This is a genomic window from Pseudomonas sp. S1_E05, assembly GCF_056337105.1.
Window position 1 is genome coordinate 1,407,382 of the sequence record NZ_JBFRHM010000001.1, and the last position, 26,980, is coordinate 1,434,361.

Below are 26,980 nucleotides of genomic sequence, written 5' to 3' on the forward strand. Positions count from 1 at the left end.
ATGCCGTGTTCAGATCACTCAAACGCTGGCTCCCCAGGGCCGCCTCCTTATTGCTCTGCCTGCTGTTCTGGCAGCTCGCCGCCAGCCATCACTGGAACCTTGGCCTGGTCACCTTCGCCAACGTGCCCACACCCTGGTCCGTCGTCGAAGCGGCGCTGGGCCTGGGTGACTCCGGCAAGCTCGCCCAGCATCTGGGCAGCAGCCTCAGCCGCGTATTCGCCGGTTACCTCGCGGCGCTGGTCATCGGTATCGGCCTGGGCCTGGCCATCGGTCGTTCGAAGTGGGCCGAAGACCTGTTGCTGCCACCTTTGGAGGTGCTGCGTCCGATTCCGGCCGTGGCATGGATTCCGCTGGCGATCCTGATGTTCCCGTCGTCGGAACTGTCGATGGTGTTCATCACCTTCACTGGTGCCTTGTTCCCGATCCTGCTCAACACCGTGCACGGCGTGGAAGGCGTCGACCCGCGTCTGATCGCCTCGGCGAAAAGCCTGGGGGCAGGGCGCTGGGCGATGTTGCGCGAAGTGATCCTGCCGGGTGCCGCGCCGAGCATCATCACGGGCCTGGCCATTGGCATGGGCACGTCGTGGTTTTGCCTCGTGACTGCGGAAATGATCTCCGGCCAGTTCGGCATCGGTTATTACACCTGGGAGTCCTACACCATCCAGAACTACCCCGACATCGTGGTCGGCATGTTGCTGATTGGCGTACTCGGGATGGGCAGCAGTCTGCTGATCAAACGCCTGGGCGGGTTGTTCACGCCTTGGCATCGACCACGAGGAAAAGCCTGATGAGCCTATTTGAACAACCTGAAGGGCGTATCGACATTCGCGGTTTGTCGATCAGCCTCGGTGAGGGCCGTGCCGCGTTCGAAGCGGTGCAGGGCCTTGATTGCCAGATCGAACCGGGGCAGTTCGTGTGCATTCTCGGGCCGTCCGGTTGTGGCAAGTCCACGTTGCTCGGCGCACTGGCCGGGCATCTGCAACCACGGGTCGGCAGCCTCAAGGTCGACGGTGCCGACGTGTCGACCCCTTCACCGCAGCGCGGCATGGTGTTCCAGCAGCACACGCTGTTCCCTTGGCGCACCGTGCGCGACAACGTGGCGTTCGGCCTGAAAATGCGCGGCATCGGCAAGGCCGAACGGCGCCGGGCGGCCGATGACATCCTCGCCCTGGTGGGCCTTGAAGGATTTGCCGAGCGCTGGCCGGACCAGCTCTCCGGCGGCATGCAGCAACGGGTGGAGATTGCCCGGGTGCTGGTCAACCGTCCGCGCCTGTTGCTGATGGATGAGCCGTTTGGCGCGCTCGATGCACTGACCCGTTTGAACATGCAGCAACTGCTGCTGAAGATTTGGACACAGATTCGTACCACCGTGGTGTTCGTGACCCATGACATCGACGAAGCGCTGTTCCTTGCTGACCGCCTGCTGGTGATGAGTTCGCGTCCGGGGCGGATCATCGAAGACTTGCGCCTGGACTTTCAAAGGCCCCGTACCACCGAACTGGTGACCAGCCACGAGTTCTCGCGCCTCAAGCGTCATTGCCTCGAACTGCTGCACCACCAGGAGGGTCGGCAGTTACCACGCCTGAACCCGCTTGGCCTTCCCCTTGAACACAAACTGCCGCGATTTGCCCTATGACTTCTCTATTCGATGTAACCGACAACGACGACATTCTTGCCCTGCAACCGCGCCTGACCGATGCCGACCCCGGTGTGCGCCGCATTGCCCTGATCGAACTGGCTGACCTTGAGGAACCCGACGGTTTGCTGTGGCTGGTCAATCGACTGGCCGAAGACCCGACCGAGGAAGTCCGCGCCGAAGCCGCACGCTTGCTCGAAGCCTGGGAGGATGAGCCGGTGGTCGAGGCGTTATGCCAGGCCCTGACCGATCCGGCGCCGGCGGTACAGGCCGCCGCCGCGCAGAGCTTGAGCTTGCTCAAGAGCGAGGCGGCAGGACGGGTGATTCTGCCCTGGACCGGGCATGCCGACGTCAGTGTGCGCGTCGCCGCGTTCCGTGCACTGCGCGAATTGCGCTTCGCCGAGGCGGCGCCAGCGGCGGCGGTGGCATTGAACGACGAGGATGCCAGCGTCCGACGCGAGGCGGTTGGCGTGCTGGGCTGGCTCAAGCAACTCGATGCAGTGCCGGCGCTGGCTCGACTGGCCAGCGCTGACCCGGACACCGAAGTGCGCCGCGCCGCCACCGGGGCGCTGGGGCTGGCGTCTGATGCACAGGTGCTGCCCGCATTGCGCCAGGCCTTGCAGGATCAGGCCTGGCAAGTGCGCGAAGAGGCCGCGACCACCCTGGGCAAGGTCGGCCACAGCGATGCCGGCCCGGCATTGATCGCGGCGCTGACCGACGATTACTGGCAAGTACGCTTGCGCGCAACCCGCAGCCTTGGCCGTCTGCGATTCGCTGCGGCACTGGACGCGTTGATCGAAACCCTTGGTCATCGCATCAGCAATCTGCGTAAGGAAGCCGCGCTGGCCCTCGGTGAGCTTAACGATAAAGGCGCCATCGCCGCTTTGCAGGCCGCCCAGGACGATGGCGACCCCGAAGTGCGCAAGGCCGTGCGCATTGCCCTGAGTCAATTGCAATGACCCCCTCGGCGATCGGCAATTCGACAAGCCGCCAACAGTTGCGCCTGAGCTGGCCGGATGGACGCGAACAGCTGCTGGCGCACGCCGACCTGCGTCGCCAGTGCCCATGCTCACAGTGCCGGGCATTCCGCTTGCGCGGCACGCCGCCGATGGTGGATGAGCGTGTGCGGGTGGTTGAGTTGAATCCGCAGGGGTATGGCCTGCAGTTGGTGTTCAGTGATGGTCATGAGCGTGGGATTTATCCGTGGGCGTACCTGGCGGATCTGACCTGATCCACCGTCCGTATTGACTCGACTGACCACTTCGCGCCGGTTCGACGCCTCGACAAGCTCGCTCCCACAATTTCGAGGGTGTCCACAACCCACTGTAGGAGCGAGCTTGCTCGCGATGGTAGCCCAGACACCGCGGGGTATCAGGCCGCCAGCGTCATCGTTGACACCCATCGCGAGCAAGCTCGCTCCTACAGCTCATCGACAAATTCTTGTAAGAAAAATCGCAAAAGAGTACAAATGTACTCCATGACGACTTTAACTCCCCGCCGTACCGCCATCCTGACCTTTATCCGCGAGCGAATCGCCGAGCACGGTCAGTCACCGAGCCTCGCCGAGATCAGCGAGGCCTTTGGTTTTGCCTCGCGCAGCGTGGCGCGCAAGCATGTGCTGGCGCTGACCGAGGCCGGTTTTATCGAGGTCAACCCGAATCAGGCCCGGGGCATTCGATTGCTCGGCCTGCCTGCACGTCCCGAATTGCTTGACATTCCGGTGCTCGGCCGAGTGGCCGCAGGTGCGCCCATCGGCGCCGATGCCGAGATCCATAACCACCTGCTGCTCGATCCGTCGATGTTCTCCCGGACCCCGGACTACATGCTGCGGGTGAGTGGCGACTCGATGATCGAGGACGGCATTCTCGATGGCGACCTGGTGGGCGTGCACCGTAGCCCCGAGGCAATCAACGGGCAGATCGTGGTCGCACGCCTGGAAGGCGAAGTGACCATCAAGCGCTTTGAGCGCGTGGGTGACACGGTGCGCCTGTTGCCGCGCAACCCGGCTTATCAGCCGATCGTGGTCGAGCCCGGCCAGGACCTCGCCATCGAAGGGGTGTTCTGCGGTTTGGTGAGGCAAGGCTGATGGGTGCCGTCGTCGCGCTGGACACGCTGTTCAATGGCGGCCAGGTCTGGAAGGGCCGGCCTGCGCCGCCCACCGTCAGCCCGCAACCCACCGGGCACGCCGCGCTGGATGCGGCGTTGCCCACGGGCGGATGGCCGGAAGCGGCATTGAGCGAAATCCTTCTGGCCGGGCAGGGCATCGGTGAGTTGCAACTGGTGTGGCCGACGTTGGCCCGGCTGGCGGACGCGGGCGAGCGGATCGTGCTGGTGGCGCCGCCGTTTGTGCCGTATCCCCAGGCCTGGGAAAATGCCGGGATCGATCTGCGTCAGTTATCGATTATCCAGGCCAGCGAGCGCGATGCCTTGTGGGCCACGGAACAATGCCTGCGTTCGGGCAGTTGTGGCGCCGTGCTGTGCTGGCCGAACAAGGCCGATGACCGCGCGTTGCGGCGTTTGCAGGTGGCGGCGGAAACCGGCTCGACCCTGGCCTTTGCCTACCGCTCGATCCAGGAGGCGATCAACCCGTCACCCGCGGCCCTGCGCATTGCCATCGATGCCCGGCCTGCGCAGTTGCGCGTACTCAAGTGCCGGGGCGGGCTGGCCCGTTCGGCGCCGATCGCCTTTGCCGTAGGGCATTGAGGTTGCCATGCGTTGGGTGTGCATTCTATTCCCGCAATTGGCGTTGGACGCGGTACTGCGTCAGCGCACCGACCCCGATGAGCCGCTGGCGCTGCTGACCGGCCCGGCGCAGCGCCGGGTGTTGCAGGCGGTCAACGCTCAAGCGCGCGCACTGGGCCTGCGCCCCGGCCAGTCGATGACCGCCGCCCAGGCACTGAGCAAAGGGTTCGCCACCGCTGAATACGACGCCGCACACATCGAGCATTGGCAACAATTCCTGGCGGCCTGGGCCTATCGCTTCAGTTCCCAGGTCAGCGTGCATTACCCGCGCACGGTGGTTTTCGAAATCGAGTCCAGCCTGGGGTTGTTCGGCGACTGGGCGCAATTGGAAGCACGCTTGCGAGCCGAGCTCGACGAGTTGGGCTTTCGCCATCGCATCGTTGCGGCCCCCAACCCGGTGGCGGCGCGAATCCTGGCCAATGCCTATGACGGGCTGGTGGTGCCGGACGATCAAGCCTTGCAGCGCCACCTGGGGCCATTGCCCGTCGACCGCATCGGCCTTGAGGCGAATGTCGCCACTGCGTTGTCACGCATGGGGCTGCGCACCTTGAACCAGGTGCTGGGTTTACCTCGACAGAGCCTCGCCCGGCGTTTCGAGGCGCAGGTGCTCAAGCATCTGGACGCCTTGCTGGGGCTGCGCCGGTTGGCGCTGGCGTTCTACTTGCCGCCGGATCGCTTCGATGTGCGCATCGAACTCAACTTCGACGTGCAATCCCATCAGGCGCTGCTGTTTCCGTTGCGCCGCTTGACCGGTGACCTCTCGGCATTTCTCTGTGGACGAGACAGTGGCGTGCAGCGTTTTGACCTGCACCTTGAGCACGCCGGGTTACCGGACAGCGTGATCAAGGTCGGCTTGCTCAGTGCCGAGCGTGATGCGGCGATGCTCTTCGAGTTGGCCCGGGGGCGCCTGGAGCAGGTGCAGGTCGAGGCCCCGGTGCGCGGTTTTCGTTTGCGCGCCGAAGATTTGCCGGCCTTCGTGCCGCAGTATCAGGAGCTGTTCGACGAACGCCCACAGCAATCCTTGCCCTGGGAGCAACTGCGCGAGCGTCTGCGCGCCCGGCTGGGCGATGACGCGGTGCACGGCTTGCGCTTCCAGGCCGATCACCGGCCCGAGTGCACGTGGCAGGCCGGAAACGACCCTCAACGTTGCCCCGGGCTGCCCGGCGTGCAGCGTCCGGGCTGGCTACTGACCGAACCGCAAGCGGTGCACGAAGCCTCGACACGCATCCTCATGGGCCCCGAACGCATCGAATCCGGCTGGTGGGACGGCGACGACGTGCGCCGCGATTATTACCTGATCGAAACCCGCTCCGGCCAGCAAGGCTGGGCCTACAGGGCGGTCGGTGAAGACGGCCCGTTGTGGTTGCAGGGCTGGTTCGCATGAGCCCCGATTATGCCGAACTGCATTGCCTGTCCAGCTTCAGTTTCCAGCGCGGCGCCTCCAGCGCCCTGGAGCTGTTCCAGCGCGCGAAAAAGCACGGCTACCAGGCGTTGGCAATCACCGACGAATGCACGTTGGCGGGCATTGTTCGTGCGTGGCAAGCGGCCAAGTCCGTGGCGCTGCCGCTGATTATCGGCAGCGAAATACGGATCGAAAACGGCCCGAAACTGGTGTTGCTGGTGGAGAACCTCGAAGGCTATCAGCACCTGTGCCGGCTGATCACCCAGGCGCGGCGACGCACGCAGAAGGGCCAGTATCAGGTTCTGCGCAGCGACTTCGACGCGCCTTTGCCGGGGTTGCTGGCGCTGTGGGTGCCAGATACGCTCGATGACCCGGCGCCGGGCCGCTGGCTCAAAAAGGTGTTTGCCGAGCGCCTGTGGTTGGCGGTGCAGTTGCATCGCGGTCAGGACGATCACCGTCGGCTCAACCAGTTGTTGGCGCTGGCGAGGGCACTGGACATCCCGCCGGTGGCCAGCGGCGATGTGCACATGCATTGCCGTGGTCGCCGCGCCTTGCAGGACACCATGACCGCGATCCGCCATCATCTGCCGGTGGCCGACGCCGGGTTGCGCCTGCACCCCAATGGCGAACGGCATCTGCGCAGCCTGGAACTGTTGCGCGAGCTGTATCCGCCCGCGTTGTTGCAGGCCTCGGTGGACCTGGCCCGGCGTTGCACTTTCGATCTGGACCAGTTGCGTTATCAATACCCCAAGGAACTGGTGCCCGAGGGGTATTGCGCCACCGGCTGGCTGCGGCAATTGACCAAGGAGGGGATCGCCTGGCGCTGGAAAAAGGTGCGCCGACCAAGGTGCTGCGCCAGATCAGCAAGGAGCTCAAGCTGATTGCCGAACTCGGCTATGAAAGTTACTTCCTCACCGTGCACGACGTGGTGCGCTTCGCCCGCGAACAGCACATCCTCTGCCAGGGCCGAGGCTCGGCTGCCAACTCGGCGGTTTGCTACGCCCTGGGCATCACCGAGATCGACCCGGACCGCACCACGTTGCTGTTCGAGCGCTTCATGTCGAAGGAGCGCAACGAGCCCCCGGACATCGATGTGGACTTCGAGCACGAGCGCCGCGAGGAAGTGCTGCAATACGTGTTCCGCCGTTATGGTCGCGGCCGCGCCGCGCTGACCGCAGTGGTCAGCAGCTATCACGCCGCCGGGGCGGTGCGCGACGTGGCCAAGGCTTTGGGACTGCCACCGGACCAGATCAATGCGCTGGCCGATTGCTGCGGTCACTGGAGCGATAACACGCCGCCGATAGAACGCTTGCTCGAAGCCGGCTTCGACCCGCAAAGCCCGGTGCTGCGTCGGGTGTTGACCCTGACCGATGAATTGATCGGCTTCCCCCGGCACCTGTCGCAGCACCCCGGCGGTTTCGTGATTTCCGAGCAACCACTGGACACCCTGGTGCCGGTGGAAAACGCCGCCATGGCCGATCGCACGATCATTCAATGGGACAAGGACGACCTCGACGCGGTCGGCTTGCTCAAGGTCGATATCCTCGCGTTGGGCATGCTCAGCGCGATTCGCCGTTGTTTCGATCTGCTGCGGCGCCATCGTAATCAGAACCTGACCTTGGCCACGATCCCCTCCGAAGATGCGGCCACCTACGAAATGATCAGCCGCGCCGACACCGTCGGGGTATTCCAGATCGAGTCGCGGGCGCAGATGTCGATGCTGCCGCGATTGAGGCCGCGCACGTTCTACGATCTGGTGATTCAGGTGGCCATCGTCCGTCCGGGGCCGATTCAGGGCGGCATGGTGCACCCGTATTTGCGACGGCGAAACAAACAGGAAGCCGAAGTTTATCCATCGCCTCAATTGGAAGTGGTGCTCAAACGTACGCTTGGTGTGCCGCTGTTTCAGGAACAGGTGATGCAGATCGCCATCGTCGCTGCCGACTACAGCCCCGGCGAGGCCGACCAATTACGCCGCTCCATGGCCGCGTGGAAACGTCATGGCGGGCTGGAACCGCACAAGGAGCGGCTGGCCGCTGGCATGAAGAAAAACGGTTACACCGCCGAATTTGCCACCCAGATTTTCGAGCAGATCAAGGGTTTTGGCAGCTACGGTTTCCCCGAGTCCCACGCCGCCAGTTTTGCCTTGCTGACCTACGCCAGTTGCTGGTTGAAATGCCATGAACCGGCAGCCTTCGCCTGTGCGCTGATCAACAGCTGGCCCATGGGTTTCTACAGCCCCGATCAGATTTTGCAGGATGCACGTCGGCATCATTTGCAGGTTCGCCCGGTGGATGTGCGCGCCAGTGACTGGGATTGCAGCCTCGAAGCGGTCAGCGGCGGGCAGCCGGCGATTCGCATGGGCCTGCGCATGATCAAGGGCTTTCGCGAAGACGATGCCCGGCGTATCGAAGTCGCGCGGTCGATGGGCGCGTTTATCGACATTGCCGATCTGGGCGAGCGGGCGCAGCTTGATAGCCGTGCGCAGGAACAACTGGCCGATGCCGGCGCCTTGCGGGGGCTGGCAGGTGATCGCCATCGCGCCCGCTGGGAAGTGGCGGGTGTGCAGAAGCAGTTGGGCTTGTTCGCCGGTTTGCCGAGCCAGGAAGAAATCGTCGTGACGCTGCCCAAGCCCACGGTGGGCGAAAACCTGCTGGCGGATTACAACAGTCTAGGCACCACGCTCGGACCGCACCCGCTGGCACTGTTGCGGGGCGAACTCAAAGCCCGGCGTTGCCGCAGTTCCAGGGAGTTGCTGGAGGTCGAGCATGGGCGTCCGGTCAGCATCGCCGGGCTGGTGACCGGGCGTCAGCGGCCGGGCACGGCCAGTGGCGTGACCTTTGTCACCCTTGAAGACGAGTTCGGCAACGTCAACGTGGTGGTCTGGCGAGACCTGGCCGAGCGTCAGCGCAAGGTGCTGGTGGGCTCGCAATTACTCAAGGTCGATGGGCGTTGGGAAAAAGAGGGCGAAGTACGCCACCTGATCGCCGGACGCCTGAGTGACTTGAGTGAGTTGCTCGATGGCATGGATGTGCGGAGTCGGGATTTTCACTGACCACGATCTCCCCCCTGTAGGAGCGAGCTTGCTCGCGATGGAAGATCAGACAACGCTGGTATCCTGACCCCCATCGTTATCGTTGACGACCATCGCGACGGTTCGACGCCTCGACAAGCTCGCTCCTACAGGGGGGCGCAGTGTCCGAAAGATTCAGCGATATCTCTATGAAACCATTCCCGCGCCCAATGCTCGAAACAAACGGGCGTCAATCACAGGGACTCAGAATCAGTCGATGCAATTTCTAGACGATAGCCATGGGTGCGAGGGTTGGCGGGGGGAAATGGCCGGGCGGATTCGCACGTTCGACTGGAGCCACACCGAACTGGGACCACTTGATACCTGGCCCGCCAGCCTGTGTAGCGCCGTGCAGATGTTGCTGGCCTCGCCTGTACCGATCGTCATGCTGTGGGGATATCAGGGGTACATGATCTATAACGACGCCTATTCGGTCTTTGCCGGTGGGCGTCATCCTTATCTGTTGGGTGCTCCGGTCGAGCTGGGCTGGCCGGAGGTCGCCGAGTTCAACCGCCACGTGGTCGATACCTGCCTGGCCGGCGGCACTTTGACGTACCACAGCAAAGAGCTTGTGCTGCTGCGCGATGGCGTGCCTGAAGACGTCTGGATGGACCTCTATTACAGCCCGGTGTCCGATGACAACGGCAAACCCGCCGGGGTCATGGCGATTGTGGTCGAGACCACCGACCACGTGATTTCCGAGCGCCGCCGCCAGGAAGCGGAGGCGGCTTACCGTGCAGACAATGAGCGGGTGCGCCTGGCGCTGAACGCCGGCGCCTTGCTGGGCTCGTTTGTGTGGGACCTCAAGGCAAACCGTCTTTCGGCGGATGAACGATTCGCCCGGACCTTCTGCTATCCGTCCACACAGGACCTGGGCAATCTGCCCATCGATTTCGCCGAAACCCGCATTCATCCCGATGATCGGGCATGGGTCAGCGAACGAGTTGACCAGTCAGTCGCCAACGGCGAACCCTACAATGCCGAATATCGGGTGATGCGTGCTGACGGCAGTTATAGGTGGGTACAGGCCAGCGGTTGCTGTGAGTTTGACGAGCAGGGCAAACCGTTTCGGTTTCCCGGTGTGCTGATCGACATTCACGAACGCAAGACCGCCGAAGAATCCCTACTGAAATTCACTCGCGATCTGGAACAGCGCGTCAGCGATGAAGTGCAGGCGAGGCTGGCGGCAGAGGAGCAATTGCGCCAGTCGCAGAAACTTGAAGCCATTGGTGGGCTCACCGGCGGCGTGGCCCATGACTTCAACAACCTTCTGCAAGTGATCGCTGGCAATCTGCACTTGCTGGCGCGCCACGAACCGGATAACGCCAACGTGCAGCGCCGGGTTTCGGCCTCGATTGCCGCCGTTGAGCGCGGCGCCAAACTGTCCACTCAATTGCTCGCTTTTGCTCGCCGCCAGCCTTTGTCGCCTGCAGTGTGCGACCCGCTGCAGATTTTCGAAGGGCTGGGCGAGCTGCTGCAACGGACAATGGGTGAGACCATTCAGATCGACATCTGTTTGCCGGAAGACGCCTGGTACATCCATGTGGATCGTAACCAGTTGGAAAACGCCATCCTCAACCTGGCGATCAACGCCCGCGATGCCATGCAGGGCGAAGGGTTGATAGAGCTGACCGCGCAGAACGTCTCGCTCGACCGTGAATTCTGCGCCGGCAAGGGCATTACGGAAGGGGACTACGTTCGCGTCGCCCTCCGCGATAACGGTATGGGCATGCCCGAGCAGGTGCTCGCCCAGGCGTTCGAGCCGTTCTTCACGACCAAGCCCGATGGCAAGGGCACTGGGCTGGGCTTGAGCATGGTGTTCGGGTTCGTCAAGCAAAGCGGTGGCCATATCGAAATGTCGAGCGTGGAGGGTGAAGGCACGCGGGTGCAGTTGTATTTCCCGCGCAGCCGACGCGCACTGCCCTGTGAACCGAGCGCCCACGAAGTGCACCAGTACGGTGGAGACGAGACAATCCTGGTGGTCGAGGACAATGAGGCCGTGCGGACCTCGACGGTCGAGCTGCTCAGGGAGGAGGGTTATCAGGTCCTGACTGCCCCCAACGCCGATGTCGCCATGCAGATGTTGCTGGAAGGGGCGCCCGTGCAATTGATTTTCACCGATGTGGTCATGCCCGGCCTGATCAAAAGCACGGACCTGGCTGCCTGGGCCAAGGTCCAGCTGCCGCCGGTGGCGGTGCTGTTCACCTCCGGCCACACCCGTGACATGATCTCGCGCAACCACCAGCTCAGCCCCGATACCTTTTTGCTGAGCAAACCTTATCGCCCTGAAGCGCTGACACGAATGGTACGTACGGTGCTTAATGGCTGAAACTCATCCCTGAGGGTTGCGCAATCTTCACTGTGGGAGCGAGCCTGCTCGCGGGGGACCTATAACATTCAGCACCTTCATTGGATGTAACGCCACCATCGCGAGCAGGCTCGCTCCCACAGGTAGCAACACTCACAATCATAAGGCCGCCCATGACCTCCAAGCGCCCCACCCAATCCCCCTCCAACATGGTCAGAGTGCGCGGGGCCCGTGAGCACAACCTCAAGAACGTCGACGTCGACATCCCCCGCGATGCCCTGGTGGTGTTCACCGGAGTGTCCGGTTCGGGCAAGTCATCCCTGGCGTTTTCGACCTTGTATGCCGAAGCGCAGCGCCGCTATTTCGAGTCCGTGGCCCCTTATGCGCGGCGCCTGATCGATCAGGTCGGGGTGCCGGACGTTGATTCCATCGAAGGCCTGCCACCGGCAGTCGCCCTGCAGCAGCAGCGTGGCACGCCGAGCACGCGCTCTTCGGTGGGTAGCGTCACCACCTTGTCCAGCCTGATCCGCATGTTGTACTCGCGCGCGGGCAGTTACCCGGCGAACCAGCCGATGCTCTACGCCGAGGACTTTTCGCCGAACACACCCCAGGGCGCGTGCCCTGAGTGCCATGGCCTGGGCCGAGTGTATGAAGTGACTGAAGCCTTGATGGTGCCGGACCCGAGCCTGACCATCCGCCAGCGCGCCGTCGCATCCTGGCCCTTGGCATGGCAGGGCCAGAACCTTCGCGACATCCTGGTGACCATGGGCATTGACGTCGACAAACCCTGGCGCGACCTGCCCAAAAAACAGCGTGACTGGATTCTCTTCACCGAGGAAACCCCGACCGTTCCGGTGTATGCCGGGCTTACCCCCGAGGAAACCCGAGTCGCGCTCAAGCGCAAGATGGAGCCGAGTTACCAGGGCACCTTCAGCGGCGCCCGACGCTACATCCTGCACACCTTCAGCCAATCCCAAAGCGCGCTGATGAAGAAGCGCGTCTCGCAATTCATGATCGGCAGTCCGTGCCCGTTGTGTGCCGGCAAACGGCTCAAGCGCGAGGCTTTGTCGGTAACTTTCGCCGGTTACGACATCGGCGAGCTTTCGCAAATGCCGTTGCTGCAAGTCGCCGAAGTCCTGAGACCGGTGGCCGCACAAAGCTACCTCGATGCAGCCGATGAGGCGGGCGAAGTGCTGACCCACGAGCAAACCAGCCACGCCCGTGAACAACGGGTGGCCCACGGCGCCAGCGGCCACGCCAATGCGCCTGACGTACGCCACACGCCTAACCTGTCGGTGGAAAAGCGCCTGGCCGCGCAACGCATCGCCCAGGATTTGCTGGAGCGGGTCAGCATCCTGACCGACCTGGGACTCGGCTACCTGGCACTGGAGCGCAGCACGCCAACCCTGTCTTCCGGTGAATTGCAACGCCTGCGCCTGGCCACGCAACTGGGCTCGCAACTCTTTGGCGTGATCTATGTGCTGGACGAACCCTCGGCCGGCTTGCACCCGGCAGACGGCGAAGCGCTGTTCGAGGCGCTGCAAGGTCTGAAAGCGGCGGGCAATACGTTGTTCGTGGTCGAGCACGACCTGGAGACCATGCGCCGCGCTGACTGGCTGATCGATGTCGGCCCGGCGGCGGGTGAGCATGGCGGACAGATTCTCTACAGCGGGCCGCCTCAGGGGCTGGCCGAGGTGCAGCAATCGCAGACGCGGGCCTATCTGTTCGCCGAAGAGGTCAGTGCGGCTGCAGGTCGACGCAAACCCAAGGACTGGTTGAAGCTGGAGGGCATCACCCGCAACAACCTGAACAATCTCAGCGCCGAATTTCCATTGGGTTGCTTCACGGCGGTCACCGGAGTTTCGGGTTCGGGTAAATCCAGCCTGGTCAGCCAGGCGCTGCTCGAATTGGTCGGGGCGCATTTCGGTCGCTCAGCGCGTGACCCGGATGCCGCCGAGCTAAGCCTGGAGGATGACGCGCCGCAGACCAGTGGTGGTCACGTCAGCGCAGGGCTGGCGTCGATCAAGCGCCTGGTGCAGGTGGACCAGAAGCCCATCGGCCGGACGCCACGCTCGAACCTGGCGACCTACACCGGGCTGTTCGACAACGTGCGCAAACTCTTTGCCGCGACCGAGCAGGCGCAGGCCGCAGGTTACGACGCCGGCCAATTCTCCTTCAACGTCGCCAAGGGCCGTTGCGCAACCTGCGAAGGCGAAGGCTTTGTCAGCGTCGAGTTGTTGTTCATGCCCAGTGTCTATGCGCCATGTCCGACGTGCCATGGCGCCCGCTATAACCCGGAAACGTTGGCCATCAACTGGCAGGGGCTGAACATCGCCCAAGTGTTGCAACTGACGGTGGATGAGGCGGTCGAGGTGTTCCGCGAGCAAGCGGGGATTCACCGTTCACTGGAGGTGCTGCGCGACATTGGCCTGGGCTACCTGCGACTGGGTCAGCCGGCGACCGAATTGTCCGGCGGCGAAGCCCAGCGCATCAAACTGGCGACCGAGCTGCAGCGTAATCAACGGGGCGCCACCTTGTATGTGCTCGATGAGCCGACCACCGGATTGCACCCACGGGATGTGGACCGATTGCTGGAGCAGTTGAACAATCTGGTGGCAGCGGGGCACACGGTCATCGTGGTCGAACATGAGATGCGCGTGGTGGCCCAAAGTGACTGGGTCATCGACATCGGGCCGGGGGCAGGGGATCAGGGCGGCAAGATCGTCGTTGCTGGCACGCCGCAGAAGGTGGCCGGCCACAAGAAAAGCCGGACGGCGCCGTTTTTGGCCAGGGTGTTGGGTAAGGCATAAATAGGCGGTGAGTCGGCCGGCCTCATCGCGGGCAAGCCCGCTCCCACAAGGGCACCCGTCGACCATTGTGGGAGCGGGCTTGCCCGCGATTCGATCTGTCAGGCCCCGTCGATGCTGCGGCGAACCTTGTCCAGCAGCTCACTGATCTGGAACGGCTTGACCAGCATGTCCATGCCATCGCCCAGGAACATCTGGCGATTAAGGGCATTTTCGGCATAACCGGTCATGAACAGGATCGGCAAGCCTTCGCGCCAGCCGCGGGCGACATCGGCCAGTTCGCGGCCGTTCATGCGTGGCAGCCCAACGTCGCTCAGCATCAAATCGATCGACGGGTCGTTTTGCAAGCGTTCCAGGGCGCTTTCGACATCACCGGCTTGCGTGCAGCGGTAACCGGCGTCCACCAGCACCTCGGCGACGAACATGCGCACTGATGCCATGTCCTCGACAATCAGGATGTGCTCGCCGCAACCGGGCACTTCAACCACTGGCGATTCTTCCTCCACCGTAGTCGGGTCGCTGCTGGCGGGCAGCATGATGGTCACTTCGGTACCGCGTCGAGCCACGCTGCGAATGTGCGCGTCGCCGCCCGATTGCCGGGCGAAGCCGTAGATACTCGACAATCCCAGGCCGGTGCCCTGGCCCAGCGGCTTGGTGGTGAAAAACGGGTCGAACACCTTGTCGATCACGTGATGCTCGATACCCGTACCGTCATCACGCACGGCCAGTGCCACGTAGGCGCCATCGGTCAGTTTCGGATCACCGTGGGAATACGCTGCGTAGGTGCTGACCCAGATATTGCCGCCCTGGGGCAAGGCATCGCGGGCGTTGATGACCAGGTTCAACACCGCGCTTTCCAGCTGAATGGGGTCCACGAGGGCAATCGCCGTCTTGGAGGTCAGTTCGAGCCTTAACGTGATGTGCTCGCCGATGGTGCGCCTCAACAACTCTTCGAGGGAGCGAATATGGTCGTTGATGTCCACCGGCCGGGTGTTGAGCGGTTGCTGCCGGGCGAAGGCCAGCAGTCGGTGCGTCAGGGAAGCAGCGCTGCGCGCCGAGCTAAGGGCTGCGCCGGCATAGAATTCGACTTTTTCCGGACGCGAATCGGCCATGCGTTTCTGGATCAGCTCCAGGCTCGTGATGATGCCGGTCAGCAGGTTATTGAAGTCATGGGCAATGCCGCCGGTCAACTTGCCCAGCGCGTCCATCTTCTGCACTTGCAGCAGTTGGGCTTCGGTGCGGACCCGCGAGGCGATTTCGGTCTCGAGTTGCGAGGTGGCGTCGTCCAGCCTGGCCAGGTGCGAGCGCTCGCGGTGCCGATGCTCGGTGACGTCCTCGACAAACACCAGGCTCAATGCCGGTGTGCGGTAGGGCGAAATCTGCCACTCGGTTTCGCGCAGCTCACCCTCGACCCGCATGTTCAACGTGCCTTTCCAGCGTTCACCGACGCTCAGTCGCAGGCGCAACTCATCGACAATGGCGTCCTGCTGGTCGGCGAAGCATTCGCGCAAGGCGTCCGGGTCGCGATTGTCCTGGATCAGCCGGGCAAACGCATGGTTGCACTCGTGCACCTTGAGTTGCGCATCGAGCACGGCAATCGGCGCGGAGATGTTGGTGAAGATCTCGCGAAAGCGCGCCTCGCTTTCGCGCAACGCATTTTCGGTGTCGCGTACGCGCAGCAGCGTGCGCAGGGTGGCCAGCAACACATCCGGGTCGACCGGATGAATCAGGTAGGCATCGGCACCGGCGTCCAGGCCTGTGATGATGTCGCCGGACTGAATCGAGGCCGCTGATACGTGGATGACCGGGAGCAGGGCGGTGGCAGGTTCCGAGCGCAATTTGCGCACAATGTCGAAGCCGCTCATGTCCGGCAGGTTGACGTCGAGGATCAGCGCGTCGAAGGTTTCGCTGTGGATCAGGGCCAGGCCTTCACCGCCGGTTCCGGCTTCGAGGACGATGTAGCCATGCCGCTCCAGGCGCCTGCGCAAGGCGTAGCGGGTGGCGACGTTGTCGTCGACTATCAGCAAACGCATGTCACGTTTCATCGGCGGACTCCGTGGCGAGGGCCAGCGGTATGATCACATAGAAGGTCGAACCGACCCCTGGTGTACTCTCCAGCCCCACCTCACCGCCCAGCAGCTCGGCGAAGCGTTTGCACAGCGACAGACCCAGACCGGTGCCACGCAGACGTTTCTGCAAAGGCGAGTCGACCTGGGAGAAGTCCTCGAACAATGCACCATGCAGCTCGGGCGCGATACCGATGCCGGTATCGGTCACGGCGAACCGGATCCGGTCGCTGCACTCCAGTCTCGCCGAGACGCGGACTTCGCCACGGGTGGTGAATTTCAGCGAGTTGGAAATGAAGTTGCGCAGGATCTGCCCGAGTTTCTTGTCATCGGTATACAACCTCGGGAGACCCACCGGTTCCTCGAATATCAGGTCAACGGCGCTCGCATCGACGATGGGCCGGAACATGCCGCGCAGCGCGGCAAACAGGTCGAACATATCGAACCAGGCCGCCGAGATCGAAATACGCCCGGCTTCGATCTTTGCCAGGTCGAGCAGATCGTCGACCATGTCGCTCAATTCCCGCGCCGCATTGCTGACGAAGTTCACCTGCTTGTGTTGCTCCGGGCTTAGCGGTCCGTCGAGCTCGTCGGTCAACAGACTGGCGATGCTGAGGATCGAGCCCAGTGGCGTGCGAAACTCGTGACTCATATAAGACAGGAAGCGGCTTTTGAGGTCCGACGCCTGGCGCAGTTGTTCGGCCTGCATGTCCAGCTCGCCGTAAAGTGCCAAAACGCCCTGGTTGGTTTCATCCAGTTCAGCCCGCAGGGCGTCGCACTCACTTTGCAGCCGTGCCACCTGGGCGGCCTGTTCGTCGATCTGACTCAGGTGTGTATCAGCCATGGGCTGTCTCCAGAGCAACGACCAACACCGTGACGTCATCACGTCCGCGGCAGAAATCGCGGTGCAGGATGGCGGCGATCACGGCAGGGTGGCGGTGCACCAGTCCGGGGTAATCTTGCAGGTTCCAACGCGATTGCAGGCCGTCGCTGTACATGATCAACAGGTGTCCATTCACTTGAGCATAGTCAAAGGGTTGGGCTTTCCGGTATTGCCCGCCGACGATGCCGGGGTGGGAGGCCAGGCCTCGGGATTTTTCCGGGCCGATCAGGGTGGCGCCGATGTTGCCGATACCGACGAAGCGCAGGCTGCCGCCATCGAATTGTGCGATGGCCACCGCGCCGCCCCTCGTGCCGGTCATGGCTTCGTGAAGGTCTTGCAAGAGCAGTGTCGGGGACGCGAATGGCAAGTGGTTGAATGCTTTCTCACCGGCACGCGCCGCTTCTTCGGCTTCTTCACCATGGCCCAGGCCATCGATCACCAGCGCGCTGATGTTCGAGCCGTCATAGGTCAAATGCCAGGTATCGCCGCACGCGGGATCATCATGCAGTGAGTGGTGGCTGACACCGAACCGTGGATCGGGTGCGTTGTCGGTGCGCGGGTACAGGCGCGTCAACAGTACCGTGCCGCGTGAATCGGCGTACACATCGAACACTTCGGTCTGGCGGAACACGGCGCCCAGGCCGATGCCCTGGGTCCCTCGGGTGGAAAACCCGTCCGCCAGACAGGCATCCACGTCAAACCCGGCGGCACAGTCAACGGCGAGGATCTCGATCCCTGCGCCCGACGCACGGGGCAGCACCCGAAGGTGCAGCTCGCCATGGGTCGCGTGTTTGAGAATATTGCTGGCAAGCTCGGTGGCCACCAGCGCCACCCGCCCTGCATCGGTCGCGTCGAAACCGTTTTTCTCCGCCAACTGCTGGGCGGTGCGTCGGGCGTGACCGATCTGGCTGCTGTCTTCAATCAGCAGCACCTGGGTCAGTGAACCGGAGATATTCATGTCCATCGCGTAATCGTGATGCGTGTGCCTTGGCCGGGCGCGGTGTCGAGCTCGAACTCTTCGACCAATCGTTTGGCACCGGTCAGGCCAAGGCCCAGACCATTGCCCGACGTCCAGCCATCGGTCATGGCGAGCTTGATGTCCGGGATGCCAGGTCCTTCATCGCGAAATACCAGGCGAACACCGGTGCGCGCGTTTTCCTCGATGATTTGCCAGTCCATGTCACCGCCGCCGCCGTACACCATGGTGTTACGGGCCAGTTCGCTGACGGCCGTGACCAGTTTGGTCAGGTCGATCAGGCGCATGCCGCATTCGGTGGCCAGTTTGCGTGTCAGTTGGCGCGCCAGAACGACATCTTGTTCGATATGGATCGGATGGGTGCCGCTGCTGCGTACGGTCATTGGTTGCTTACCCAGTCCTGAAGCAGCTTCATCCCACGCTCGACATTCAATGCGGTGCTTACCCCTGGCAGGGTCATGCCCAGTTCTACCAGGGTGATGGCGACCGCCGGTTGCATGCCCACCAGTACCGTCTGCGCATCCATGATCCGGGACAATCCGGAGATGGTGCCGATCATGCGGCCGATGAACGAGTCCACCATGTCCAGCGCTGAAATATCGATCAGCACGCCGCGCGCAGAGGTTCTGCTGATGCGCTCGGAAAGGTCCTCTTGCAGAGTCAACGCCAGCTGGTCATGCATGTCGACCTGAATGGTCACCAGCAGGAAGTCGCCCATTTGCAAAATCGGAATGCGTTCCATGGCTTCAACCCGCCTTGGTGAGGGTCAGCCCCAGGCGCGACAAGGCGAGTTTCAAGGCGTCCGCCAGGTTGGCTTTCGTCACAACGCCTTGCAGGTCCAGGCCCAGGTGCACGATGGTCTGGGCGATCTGCGGACGTACGCCGCTGATGATGCAGTCAGCGCCCATCAGGCGAATGGCGGTCACGGTCTTGAGCAGGTGCTGGGCGACCAGGGTGTCCACGGTGGGCACACCGGTGATGTCGATGATGGCGATTTCCGAACCCGTGTCGACGATGCGTTGCAACAGCGATTCCATCACCACCTGGGTGCGCTGCGAGTCCAGGGTGCCGATCATTGGCAACGCCAATACACCGTCCCACAGTTTGACGACGGGCGTGGACAACTCCAGCAGTTCTTCCTGTTGGCGCTTGATCACCGCCTCGCGTGACTCCTGGAAGGTGCGGATCGTGTGCATCCCGAGGCTGTCGAGCAACTCGGACAGTTCCAGCAGTTGTTCGGCCAACAAGCTGGGATTGTCCTGATAGTGATTTTGCAACGCTGCGAAGAGCGGGCCCTTGAAGGCGAAGATGAAGTTGGCGGTTTGCTGCGAGTTTTGTCCGAGCAGGGCGCGACTGCGCGAGAGCTTTTCCAGGAACTGGCGAATCTCGTCCCAGCCGGAGGCGGCGACGTTGCTGCCATTACCTGCGTCGAGGCCGGCGATGATCAGTTGCAAAAAATCAGAGGTCTGCTGCTTGACCTCTTGTTCCTTGAGGTTGCGCGTGGCGCCACTCGCTTCAAGACTGCTGTACCAGTTGGCAAGCAATTGCGCCTGGTCTTTTTTCAGTGCTTCGAGTGTGCTGGTCTGCAGTGCTGCCATGTGCGTTGACTCCTGGGATATGTACGCCGATTCCCCAAAAAACGACCGGCGCTGATCAATGACATTTGCGTGTAGAAATAGTTGTTCGTCCCGGCAGGATTATTTCCGTCGACGCACAAGTACTGTAGCGGGCACCGCGCAAAACTGCGCCCATTTGACCTCAATCTGCCATCAGATGGAACCCTGATCCGTCGGGGGTTTCCAACCTACAGGGCCGATTACTGCCGTAGCCTGAAGCCAGTGACGAACGAGGTAGATATGAAAGACCAAGACAACGGACACACCCCGGGGCCGGAAAGCGCCGATGACTCGGTAGACCAGAAGCAACATCACAGCGATAACGACAACGAATTCAGTCCGGGCTTCAAGCCTGATCCCAATCGGCCTGCGCCCAGCGAAGACACCGATGCGGATATCGATACGGATGGGGGATAGTGGCGGATGTAAAAAGGGGCCGCCTTCATCTTGAACGCGGCCCCTTTTTAATGCCCTTGGACAGCCCTGAAGGGGCCGCGGGTTACTTGCTCGGGTGGGCCGCCTGCAGTTTTTTCGCCATCTCCAGATGCTTCTCAAGCCCTGGCAGCATCTTCTGCGCGAAACCCTTGAGCTCCGCGGAGCCTTTGGCCTTGTCGTCGGTCACCGTATTGGCTTCTTTCTTGAACAGCTCGATGGTTTCTTCGTGGGCCTTCACCTGATTGTTGGCGTAGGCGGCGTCGAACGATTCGTCGCGCATGTCGAGGATTTTTTCCTTGGCCTGTTTCACCAGGGTCGTGGTGTCTGGCACCTCGATGTCATTTTTCTTGGCGATGGCGGCCAGTTCGTCGTTCGCCTTGGAATGGTCGGTGATCATCATGTTGGCGAACGTCTTGATGTCCGCCGATTGGCTTTTCTCCAGAGCAAGACGACTGGTTTCGATCTCCGCGATGCCACCAGCAGCCGCGTTGTCGACGAAGTCATTGGAAGTGGCAGCAAACGCCGCGCCCATGCTAGTGCTCAGGGCGACTGCCAGAGCGATATTGCGCAGGGTAAATCCGTCCATTGGTCATTCTCCACACTGGTTTTTTGGCGATCTGTTGATCGTAAAAATGTGGAGGCCGACGAGCGGGCAAAGGTTTGATCGGTTTTGCCAAACGGCGACGAACGGACACCGCTTGTCTGATTGAAGGTCGACAGATCCCGTAGACCAAGGCCATTCTGATGGTTGGGCGAACGCAATCGATCGCGTTTGCTTTCGATCAACAAACGGAGGTGTTCCATGCCGGTGCCACACAATCTTTATGCGGACTTGAATCGTACCAAGGAAGATATCCAGCAAAGACGCACCCAGGATCCATTACTGGATTCACTGCTCACCAAGTATTCGCAGGCGGACGCCGAAGTGGTAGAGGCTGAAAGCGCCAAGTCGGATGCCCCCAGTGATGACGAACTGAAAAAGCTCAAGGAAAAGCGTCTGCTGGTCAAAGACAAGATTGTCGACCAGCTTCTGAAAACACCCTGAGGCAGGGCTTCAGCCACCGACAGGCGGTGACTGAAAAATTGGAACGGCAGTAAATTCCGGCACCTCGAATGATCAGAGTCCGATTTCTCGGCTCCATGCGAGGTGCCCCAAGCCCCCTCCCACCATAGGCTCTGCGTTAATCCTTCAATGCTGTGCTCAACGGCAACCGTGCCATGTGCTGCTCTTTCAACGAACCGAAATACAACCACTCCCCATACTCACGCACAGTGGTAATCGGCGAGTAACTGTCGCTGCTGCCGTCCTGGAGGTTGGCGATCACCTTGCCTTCCACATCCAGCCCCAGCGCAAACCCGCGTTTCTCCACCGGCTTGGGCAGCACCAGCAGCGCGCGCGTGATCACCTTGCGCAAGAACGGATGCGGCGCCGTGGCATCCAGCAGAGCGTTGCGAGGTGCATACAGCGCTACCCAGAAGCGGTCTCGGCCATTGAACGCCAGGTTGTCCGGCAACCCCGGCAGATTGTCGATGAACAGGTCGTGAGTACCGGCCTTCGGCCCGCTTAGCCAGTAGCGGGTGATGCGGTAGGCGCCGGTTTCATTGACCAGCACAAACGCATCGTCCGGGCCCAGGGTCACGCCGTTGGCGAATTCCAGCTTGTCCAGCAGCACTGCGGTTTTGCCCGTCTGGAAGTCATAACGCAGCAGGCGCCCGTCGCCGCCGTGTTCGATGATGGCTTCACCGTCGTGGCCGTAACCGAAGCGGCTGGAGGCGTCGCTGAAATAGGCGTAATGCCCAGGCTTGTCGATAGCCACATCGTCGGTAAAGCCGAAGGGCACGCCATTGGCCGTGGTGGTCAAGGCCACCAGCCTTCCTTGTGCGTCCAACGACAGCAGGCCCTTGACCGCGTCGGCGATTACCAGCAAGCCGTTGGGGTGACGTGCCAGACCCAGGGGCCGACCGCCCGTGTCGGCCAGCAGCTTGGTGGTCTTGCCGTCGAGGGTGGTGCGGATCAGCCGGCCGTCATGCAGGCCGGTGATCAGCGCGTCGTTCTCCAGCAGCAGTGCCTCCGGCCCGTCGATACCGTCGGCACCCACGCGCTCAAGGCCCTTGAGCCTTTGGTTGTCGGCATAGGGGCCGCTGGTGAGCGATGGCGCCGGAGCCGGCGCCCAGGCGAGCGGTTGCACCTTGGTAGGCATCAGCAGCAAAAACGCGACAATGGCAACGAACACCGACAGCACCAGATGATGAATCCTGATGGTTCGCCTCACGCGGTGACTCCTGCCGGGTCCAGGTGTTTCTCGACCGCGTTGCGCAAGGCAATCAGAGACGCAGCGGACTCCCGATCGATGCGCCCTTTGAGCAGCAGATGATTGGCGACCCGCAGCGCAAGGCCACTGAACTGATACTCCAGGGTGCGGACAAACTCCGTGCCGTCGCCTGCGGCCGCGCATTCGTAAGTCAGCAGCAGCGACAAATCGTTATCGCCCTGGGCACGCGCACACCAGCGGCGGCCGGGCAGATACTCGGTGACCACCCAGCTCAGATGCCCATCGCGACCGCCGGCGCGTATGTCTTCCTCGAACCGGGCACCGGCGTGCAGGGCGCCGTCGGGGCCTTCAATCTTCAGGGATGAGGGATGCCAAAGCGGCCAAAGGGTCACGGTGCTGGCGTAGGCGAGTACGGCAATCGGGTTGCCGGCGATGCTGATGTGATGCTGCATGCGGGTCATGGGCATTCTCGTCGTGTCCGGGCAGGTGGGTTCGGGCTCCCAGTAGAGGGTGCCGAACAGATAGTCCATCAGGGGGAAAACGATGTTGAAGTTGCGCTCCTGCATCAGTTCGCGACGGTGATGCAGTTCATGCAGGCGGCGCATCTGGCGAATCCAGGGCCAGCGCGTCATCGGGTTGGAGTGTGGCAGGTGTTCACAGGCGTGGAACACCTCATAGGCCAGGTAACCGAGTACCAGAAAGCCAGCGACGAGACCGGCGACGTTGGCATCGAATAGTTGCAGCAGCCACCAGATCGGCAGGCTGATGAGCAGCGTGTGCACCACGACCAGCCAGGCTGGAAAGAGGATCACGCGCCAGTCCCGGGCGCTGTCGTACGCCATGCTGCCGGGGGCAAAAAAACTATGGTGGTCACCGGCATGGCGCGCATAGAACAGGCGAGCGAAGCTTTTCTTGTGATGCCCCAGGTGACGATGCACGCAGTACACGCCCAGATTGAACAGCAATAAGGTCGCGGGCACCGCCAGCCATTGCAGAACCTGCACCTGATGCACGTTGCTCCAGAATGCAGTGATGGCCAATACCCCGAACAGCAACACAAAGGTGCCATGCAGCCAAGGGTTGTAACGGGGATGGATGGCCGCCCGGTAGCGGCTGCGAAATGCTTCGGTGGTCTGCCTCACTGCATTCACCTGCGTTTTTTGTTATCCCAGCAGATTAGCCGATCTCTGCGCATTCGCAGGGCCGAACTTGTGGGGACACAAACGCCATGTTCCGGTGTATCAGGTCAGTGGATTCCAGCGTTGCGACCAGTCATCGTCGGAACGGATCACTTCACGAAGCAGATCGAACGCCCGTTGCAGGGTCACCGAGTCACGGTCGCGGGAATAGACGAGGTAAGTCGGGTAGCTGAATTCGGGAGACTTGGGCACCTGCTCCAGGACGCCACTTTGCAGGTAGCTCTGCACCACGCGGGTCCGGAAGTAGCCGCTGCCACCGTTCTCCAGAATGTACTGCAAGGCCAGTGGTCCGAGGTTGAAGCTCAGGGCTGCCTTGGCTTTCTCGGGCAGCGCAGCATCGTGCTGACGCCGGAAGTCCTGGCCCCAGTCGATGTAGACGTAAGGCGACTCGCGACCGGGCTGGCGCACCAGGATGAGTTTTTCTTCCAGCACCTGCTCCACTTGCAGGCGCGGCCAATACTCCGGCTGATAGACCAATGCCGCGTCCAGCACGCCCAGTTCCAGTTGCCGCAGCAGGTTTTCGCCGTCGCGGATCTCCATGCGCAGGGCATGGCTGGGGATTTTTTCGCGCAGTTCACCGGCCCAACTGAGCATCAACGGGTTGCACAGGCTGACCTCGCCACCGATGTGCAGCACGTCGTGATAACCCTCGGGCAGCGGCAAATCGCGCCGCGCCGCTTCCCAGGTTTCTACCAATTGGTTGGCATACACCACAAAGGCTTCGCCATTGGGCGTAAGGCGTGCGCCGGCGCGATTGCGCACGAACAGGGTGCTGCCCAGTTGACTTTCGAGCTTCTGAACCCGCGCGGTGATCGCGGTCTGGGTGACGTGGAGCTTTTCGGCAGCAGCAGCAAGGCTGCCGTGACGAACGATTTCCAGAAAGGTGCGAGCGAGATCGATATCCATGGGGCGGCCAGTCGGTAAAGTGCTGGCATTGTAAGACCATCCCTCTGTAGGAGCGAGCTTGCTCGCGATGGCGAGACATGGGGCACTGCAAAACGACAAAACCCGCCACAGGGGCGGGTTTCGTAGGCTTTCGCGGCAATCTTACGCCGGGAACAACTCGGACAGTTTCATGGCCAGCATCATGTCACCTTCGGCGCGCAGCTTGCCGCCCATGAAGGCTTGCATGCCGTCGGTTTCGCCGCTGACGATGCCTTCCAGAGTTTCGCCGTCCATCACCAGGGTCACCTGGGCGTCAGGGTTCTCACCTTCTTTCAGTTCGCAGGTGCTGTCCTTGACGATCAGCGAGAAGTTCTTGGTCTCGTCGATGCGAAAACCGAAGACCAGGTCCAGACCGGCAGCAGCGGCTGGGTTGAACTTGGCTTTCATTGCTTGTACGGCATCAGCTACGGAGGTCATGGTTCGATCCTTTTTGGGTTGATTACAGCCAGGGTCACAGTAGTCCGGACTCAGCGGAAAGTGATGAGTTCCGGGGCTTTCAACAGTTGCAGGTGCGCATGACTGTTGAAAGAAGCCAGTGCCACCTCGCGACCACGGAACTTCAGATGGTTGAGCGAGGTGTTGACGATTTGCCAATTGAGTTCAAATGCCTGGCGGGCAGGCATTTGGGTAATCAGGTGGAGCAGGGCGGTGATGGTGCCGCCGGAAGTAAATACAGCGATCTTCTGGGTGTTGTCGGCGTTGTCCAGGATTCGGTGCAGGCCGGCCTGGACCCGTTCGACAAAACCCAGCCAGCTTTCCAGGCCCGGGGTGTCATAGGTGCCGGCCAGCCAGCGCTCGATGATCAGGGCGAAAATGCGCTGGAATTCGGCACGGTTCTGAGCGGCGTTACGCAGGATGTCCAGCGCTTGGGGTTCCTCGTCGAGCATGGCCGGCAGCAGGGCTCGGATAACGGCGTCGGCATCGAATTCATTGAAGGCCGCATCAGTTTCGACGATCGGCACTGGCAGGCCAACGGCGGCGAACTGTTCCAGTGCGCTGCTGGCGGTATGTTGCTGGCGGCGCAGGTCGCCCGAAACGCAGCGATCAAGGCTCAGGCCCAGTTCAGCCAGGTGTTGGCCGAGGACTTCTGCCTGGCGGATACCGGTCGGCGACAGGACGTCGTAATCGTCTGCACCAAAGGAGGCCTGGCCATGTCGAATCAGATAAATACTGCCCACGTCCGCGTCGTCCCGGTACGTTGAAGGTTCGGCGAGGTTATGAGGATGAGGGTGAGCTGTCAATGAAAAAACATACGCTTGTTTGAAATGCTCGTTACAGGCCTGTTGCCAAAGGTTTCCCGGCTGGCCCCATGGCCGGCGCATGGGTATGCTGGTGCCATCCCGCGCGCGTTGTGCTGCGCATCGTATTGAAGGAGTCCCTGTGGAGTTTTTGACCGAATACGCGGTTTTCCTGGCCAAGACCGTGACACTGGTAATCGCCATCCTGGTGGTTCTGGCCAGTTTTGCGGCATTGCGCACCAAGGGTCGACGAAAATCGACCGGCCAGTTGCAAGTGAGCAAGCTCAACGATTTCTACAAAGGGCTGCGTGAGCGCCTGGAACAAACCTTGCTGGACAAGGATCAGCTCAAGGCCCTGCGCAAGGCCGAGGCCAAGACCGACAAGAAGCAAAAGAAGAAACCGGAAAGCAAGCCACGGGTGTTCGTCCTGGATTTCGACGGTGACATCAAGGCTTCGGCGACGGAAAGCCTTCGCCACGAAATCACCGCGTTGCTGACCCTGGCGACGCCCAAGGATGAAGTGGTGTTGCGCCTTGAAAGCGGTGGCGGCATGGTCCACAGCTACGGGCTGGCATCCTCGCAGTTGGCGCGCATCCGCGACGCCGGTGTGCCGCTGACCGTGTGCATCGACAAGGTAGCGGCCAGCGGCGGCTACATGATGGCGTGCATCGGCGAGAAGATCATCAGCGCGCCGTTCGCGATCCTGGGTTCAATAGGTGTGGTCGCGCAGTTGCCCAACGTCAACCGCCTGTTGAAAAAGCACGACATCGACTTTGAAGTGCTGACGGCCGGCGAGTACAAGCGCACCCTCACCGTGTTTGGCGAAAACACCGAGAAGGGCCGCGAAAAGTTCCAGGAAGACCTGGACATCACTCATCAATTGTTCAAGAACTTCGTGGCGCGCTATCGCCCTCAACTGGCCATCGACGAAGTCGCCACCGGTGAAATCTGGCTGGGTGTGGCCGCATTGGACAAACAACTGGTCGATGAGCTGAAAACCAGCGACGAGTACTTGGCCGAGCGTGCGAGGAAATCCGAGGTATACCACCTGCATTTCGCCGAGCGCAAAAGCTTGCAGGAACGTATCGGCATGGCAGCCAGCGGTTCGGTCGATCGCGTGCTGTCGAGCTGGTGGAGCCGTCTGACCCAGCAACGTTTCTGGTAACTGTCACGAGGGTCCTGTCGGCGCATGCCCGCACAGGACCGGGTGCGGTACATATCTGTTTTAACGTCTCTCAATCCTGTTGTTTTCTAGCGCTCAACCATCGGCCATTTGCGCTTTTTCCATCAAAAATTCGACCTTAAGCTGAGGGCTCTTATCAGTTTCAAGGTCGTTCAACATGGATGTGAACACGAATACCCAACCGTCTCTTGGCCTGCG

Annotated in this window: 26 protein-coding genes; 14 read left to right on the forward strand and 12 right to left on the reverse strand. The window is 61.8% G+C overall.

The annotated features are described in order from the left end of the window. Positions 1-5: 5 nt before the first annotated feature. From AB4N33_RS06590 to AB4N33_RS06640, 11 genes are all read left to right on the forward strand, one after another. Entirely contained in the window at positions 6-788 is a 783-nt protein-coding gene (locus tag AB4N33_RS06590; protein ID WP_460124665.1) for an ABC transporter permease, read from the forward strand. Further along, complete coding sequence (locus AB4N33_RS06595) at positions 788-1,636, forward strand: ABC transporter ATP-binding protein (protein ID WP_476456765.1); 849 nt, start codon at positions 788-790, stop codon at positions 1,634-1,636. The genes AB4N33_RS06590 and AB4N33_RS06595 overlap by 1 nt, the downstream gene beginning before the upstream one ends. Continuing rightward, the gene (locus AB4N33_RS06600) at positions 1,633-2,595 is read left to right on the forward strand and encodes a HEAT repeat domain-containing protein (protein ID WP_476456766.1); all 963 of its coding nucleotides are present in this window, start codon (positions 1,633-1,635) and stop codon (positions 2,593-2,595) included. Before AB4N33_RS06595 ends, AB4N33_RS06600 begins: the two co-directional genes overlap by 4 nt. Continuing rightward, positions 2,592-2,867, forward strand: a complete 276-nt coding sequence (locus AB4N33_RS06605) for a DUF971 domain-containing protein (protein ID WP_460124670.1) — start codon at positions 2,592-2,594, stop codon at positions 2,865-2,867. Before AB4N33_RS06600 ends, AB4N33_RS06605 begins: the two co-directional genes overlap by 4 nt. A 237-nt stretch (positions 2,868-3,104) precedes the next feature. Next, positions 3,105-3,722: a transcriptional repressor LexA gene (lexA, locus tag AB4N33_RS06610; protein WP_460124672.1), complete on the forward strand. Its 618-nt coding sequence runs from the start codon at positions 3,105-3,107 to the stop codon at positions 3,720-3,722. Continuing rightward, entirely contained in the window at positions 3,722-4,339 is a 618-nt protein-coding gene (gene imuA, locus AB4N33_RS06615) for a translesion DNA synthesis-associated protein ImuA (RefSeq protein ID WP_460124674.1), read from the forward strand. The genes lexA and imuA overlap by 1 nt, the downstream gene beginning before the upstream one ends. A 7-nt stretch (positions 4,340-4,346) precedes the next feature. Then, on the forward strand, positions 4,347-5,762 hold the full coding sequence (locus tag AB4N33_RS06620; RefSeq protein ID WP_476456767.1) for a Y-family DNA polymerase: 1,416 nt from the start codon (positions 4,347-4,349) through the stop codon (positions 5,760-5,762). Then, the gene (locus AB4N33_RS06625; protein WP_476456768.1) at positions 5,759-6,661 is read left to right on the forward strand and encodes a PHP domain-containing protein; all 903 of its coding nucleotides are present in this window, start codon (positions 5,759-5,761) and stop codon (positions 6,659-6,661) included. The genes AB4N33_RS06620 and AB4N33_RS06625 overlap by 4 nt, the downstream gene beginning before the upstream one ends. After that, a complete protein-coding gene (locus AB4N33_RS06630; RefSeq protein WP_476456769.1) occupies positions 6,553-8,835 on the forward strand; it encodes an error-prone DNA polymerase in 2,283 nt (760 codons plus the stop codon). Before AB4N33_RS06625 ends, AB4N33_RS06630 begins: the two co-directional genes overlap by 109 nt. Before the next feature lie 235 nt (positions 8,836-9,070). Next, positions 9,071-11,182 (forward strand): hybrid sensor histidine kinase/response regulator, encoded by a 2,112-nt coding sequence (locus tag AB4N33_RS06635; RefSeq protein WP_476456770.1) that lies wholly within the window; start codon positions 9,071-9,073, stop codon positions 11,180-11,182. A 152-nt stretch (positions 11,183-11,334) separates the two neighbouring features. Continuing rightward, complete coding sequence (locus AB4N33_RS06640; RefSeq protein WP_476456771.1) at positions 11,335-13,971, forward strand: excinuclease ABC subunit UvrA; 2,637 nt, start codon at positions 11,335-11,337, stop codon at positions 13,969-13,971. 98 nt (positions 13,972-14,069) lie between these two features. On the opposite strand, the gene AB4N33_RS06645 is transcribed toward AB4N33_RS06640, so the two are convergent. The 6 genes from AB4N33_RS06645 to AB4N33_RS06670 are packed head-to-tail and all read right to left on the reverse strand — an operon-like array spanning position 14,070 to position 19,491. Continuing rightward, positions 14,070-16,013, reverse strand: a complete 1,944-nt coding sequence (locus AB4N33_RS06645) for a response regulator (protein ID WP_476456772.1) — start codon at positions 16,011-16,013, stop codon at positions 14,070-14,072. Beyond that, positions 16,003-16,878: a sensor histidine kinase gene (locus tag AB4N33_RS06650; RefSeq protein ID WP_476456773.1), complete on the reverse strand. Its 876-nt coding sequence runs from the start codon at positions 16,876-16,878 to the stop codon at positions 16,003-16,005. The genes AB4N33_RS06645 and AB4N33_RS06650 overlap by 11 nt, the downstream gene beginning before the upstream one ends. Further along, positions 16,871-17,875 carry an ATP-binding protein gene (locus AB4N33_RS06655; RefSeq protein WP_476458788.1) on the reverse strand — a complete coding sequence of 335 codons (1,005 nt, stop codon included), beginning with the start codon at positions 17,873-17,875 and terminating at the stop codon, positions 16,871-16,873. Before AB4N33_RS06655 ends, AB4N33_RS06650 begins: the two co-directional genes overlap by 8 nt. Beyond that, positions 17,872-18,276: an anti-sigma regulatory factor gene (locus tag AB4N33_RS06660; protein WP_460124697.1), complete on the reverse strand. Its 405-nt coding sequence runs from the start codon at positions 18,274-18,276 to the stop codon at positions 17,872-17,874. The genes AB4N33_RS06655 and AB4N33_RS06660 overlap by 4 nt, the downstream gene beginning before the upstream one ends. Further along, positions 18,273-18,635 (reverse strand): STAS domain-containing protein, encoded by a 363-nt coding sequence (locus AB4N33_RS06665; protein ID WP_460124700.1) that lies wholly within the window; start codon positions 18,633-18,635, stop codon positions 18,273-18,275. Before AB4N33_RS06665 ends, AB4N33_RS06660 begins: the two co-directional genes overlap by 4 nt. Positions 18,636-18,639: 4 nt before the next feature. After that, positions 18,640-19,491: an STAS domain-containing protein gene (locus AB4N33_RS06670; RefSeq protein WP_460124703.1), complete on the reverse strand. Its 852-nt coding sequence runs from the start codon at positions 19,489-19,491 to the stop codon at positions 18,640-18,642. A gap of 258 nt (positions 19,492-19,749) precedes the next feature. Between AB4N33_RS06670 and AB4N33_RS06675 the strand changes: the two genes are divergently transcribed. Continuing rightward, the gene (locus AB4N33_RS06675; protein WP_476456774.1) at positions 19,750-19,926 is read left to right on the forward strand and encodes a hypothetical protein; all 177 of its coding nucleotides are present in this window, start codon (positions 19,750-19,752) and stop codon (positions 19,924-19,926) included. A gap of 82 nt (positions 19,927-20,008) precedes the next feature. On the opposite strand, the gene AB4N33_RS06680 is transcribed toward AB4N33_RS06675, so the two are convergent. Next, positions 20,009-20,530 (reverse strand): DUF4142 domain-containing protein, encoded by a 522-nt coding sequence (locus AB4N33_RS06680; RefSeq protein WP_460124705.1) that lies wholly within the window; start codon positions 20,528-20,530, stop codon positions 20,009-20,011. A 216-nt stretch (positions 20,531-20,746) separates the two neighbouring features. On the opposite strand from AB4N33_RS06680, the gene AB4N33_RS06685 reads away from it, so the two are divergent. Continuing rightward, positions 20,747-20,989 (forward strand): DUF465 domain-containing protein, encoded by a 243-nt coding sequence (locus tag AB4N33_RS06685; protein ID WP_460141681.1) that lies wholly within the window; start codon positions 20,747-20,749, stop codon positions 20,987-20,989. Between the two features lie 136 nt (positions 20,990-21,125). On the opposite strand, the gene AB4N33_RS06690 is transcribed toward AB4N33_RS06685, so the two are convergent. From AB4N33_RS06690 to AB4N33_RS06710, 5 genes are all read right to left on the reverse strand, one after another. After that, entirely contained in the window at positions 21,126-22,217 is a 1,092-nt protein-coding gene (locus AB4N33_RS06690) for an SMP-30/gluconolactonase/LRE family protein (RefSeq protein ID WP_460141683.1), read from the reverse strand. After that, entirely contained in the window at positions 22,214-23,359 is a 1,146-nt protein-coding gene (locus tag AB4N33_RS06695) for a sterol desaturase/SRPBCC family protein (RefSeq protein ID WP_476456775.1), read from the reverse strand. The genes AB4N33_RS06690 and AB4N33_RS06695 overlap by 4 nt, the downstream gene beginning before the upstream one ends. A 99-nt stretch (positions 23,360-23,458) precedes the next feature. Next, positions 23,459-24,322 (reverse strand): LysR family transcriptional regulator, encoded by an 864-nt coding sequence (locus AB4N33_RS06700; protein ID WP_460124720.1) that lies wholly within the window; start codon positions 24,320-24,322, stop codon positions 23,459-23,461. A gap of 141 nt (positions 24,323-24,463) precedes the next feature. Next, a complete protein-coding gene (locus tag AB4N33_RS06705; protein WP_460124723.1) occupies positions 24,464-24,778 on the reverse strand; it encodes an SCP2 sterol-binding domain-containing protein in 315 nt (104 codons plus the stop codon). A gap of 50 nt (positions 24,779-24,828) precedes the next feature. Then, on the reverse strand, positions 24,829-25,539 hold the full coding sequence (locus tag AB4N33_RS06710) for a histidine phosphatase family protein (protein ID WP_476456776.1): 711 nt from the start codon (positions 25,537-25,539) through the stop codon (positions 24,829-24,831). Between the two features lie 202 nt (positions 25,540-25,741). On the opposite strand from AB4N33_RS06710, the gene sohB reads away from it, so the two are divergent. Beyond that, the gene (gene sohB, locus AB4N33_RS06715; protein ID WP_460141686.1) at positions 25,742-26,764 is read left to right on the forward strand and encodes a protease SohB; all 1,023 of its coding nucleotides are present in this window, start codon (positions 25,742-25,744) and stop codon (positions 26,762-26,764) included. Positions 26,765-26,980: the final 216 nt, after the last annotated feature.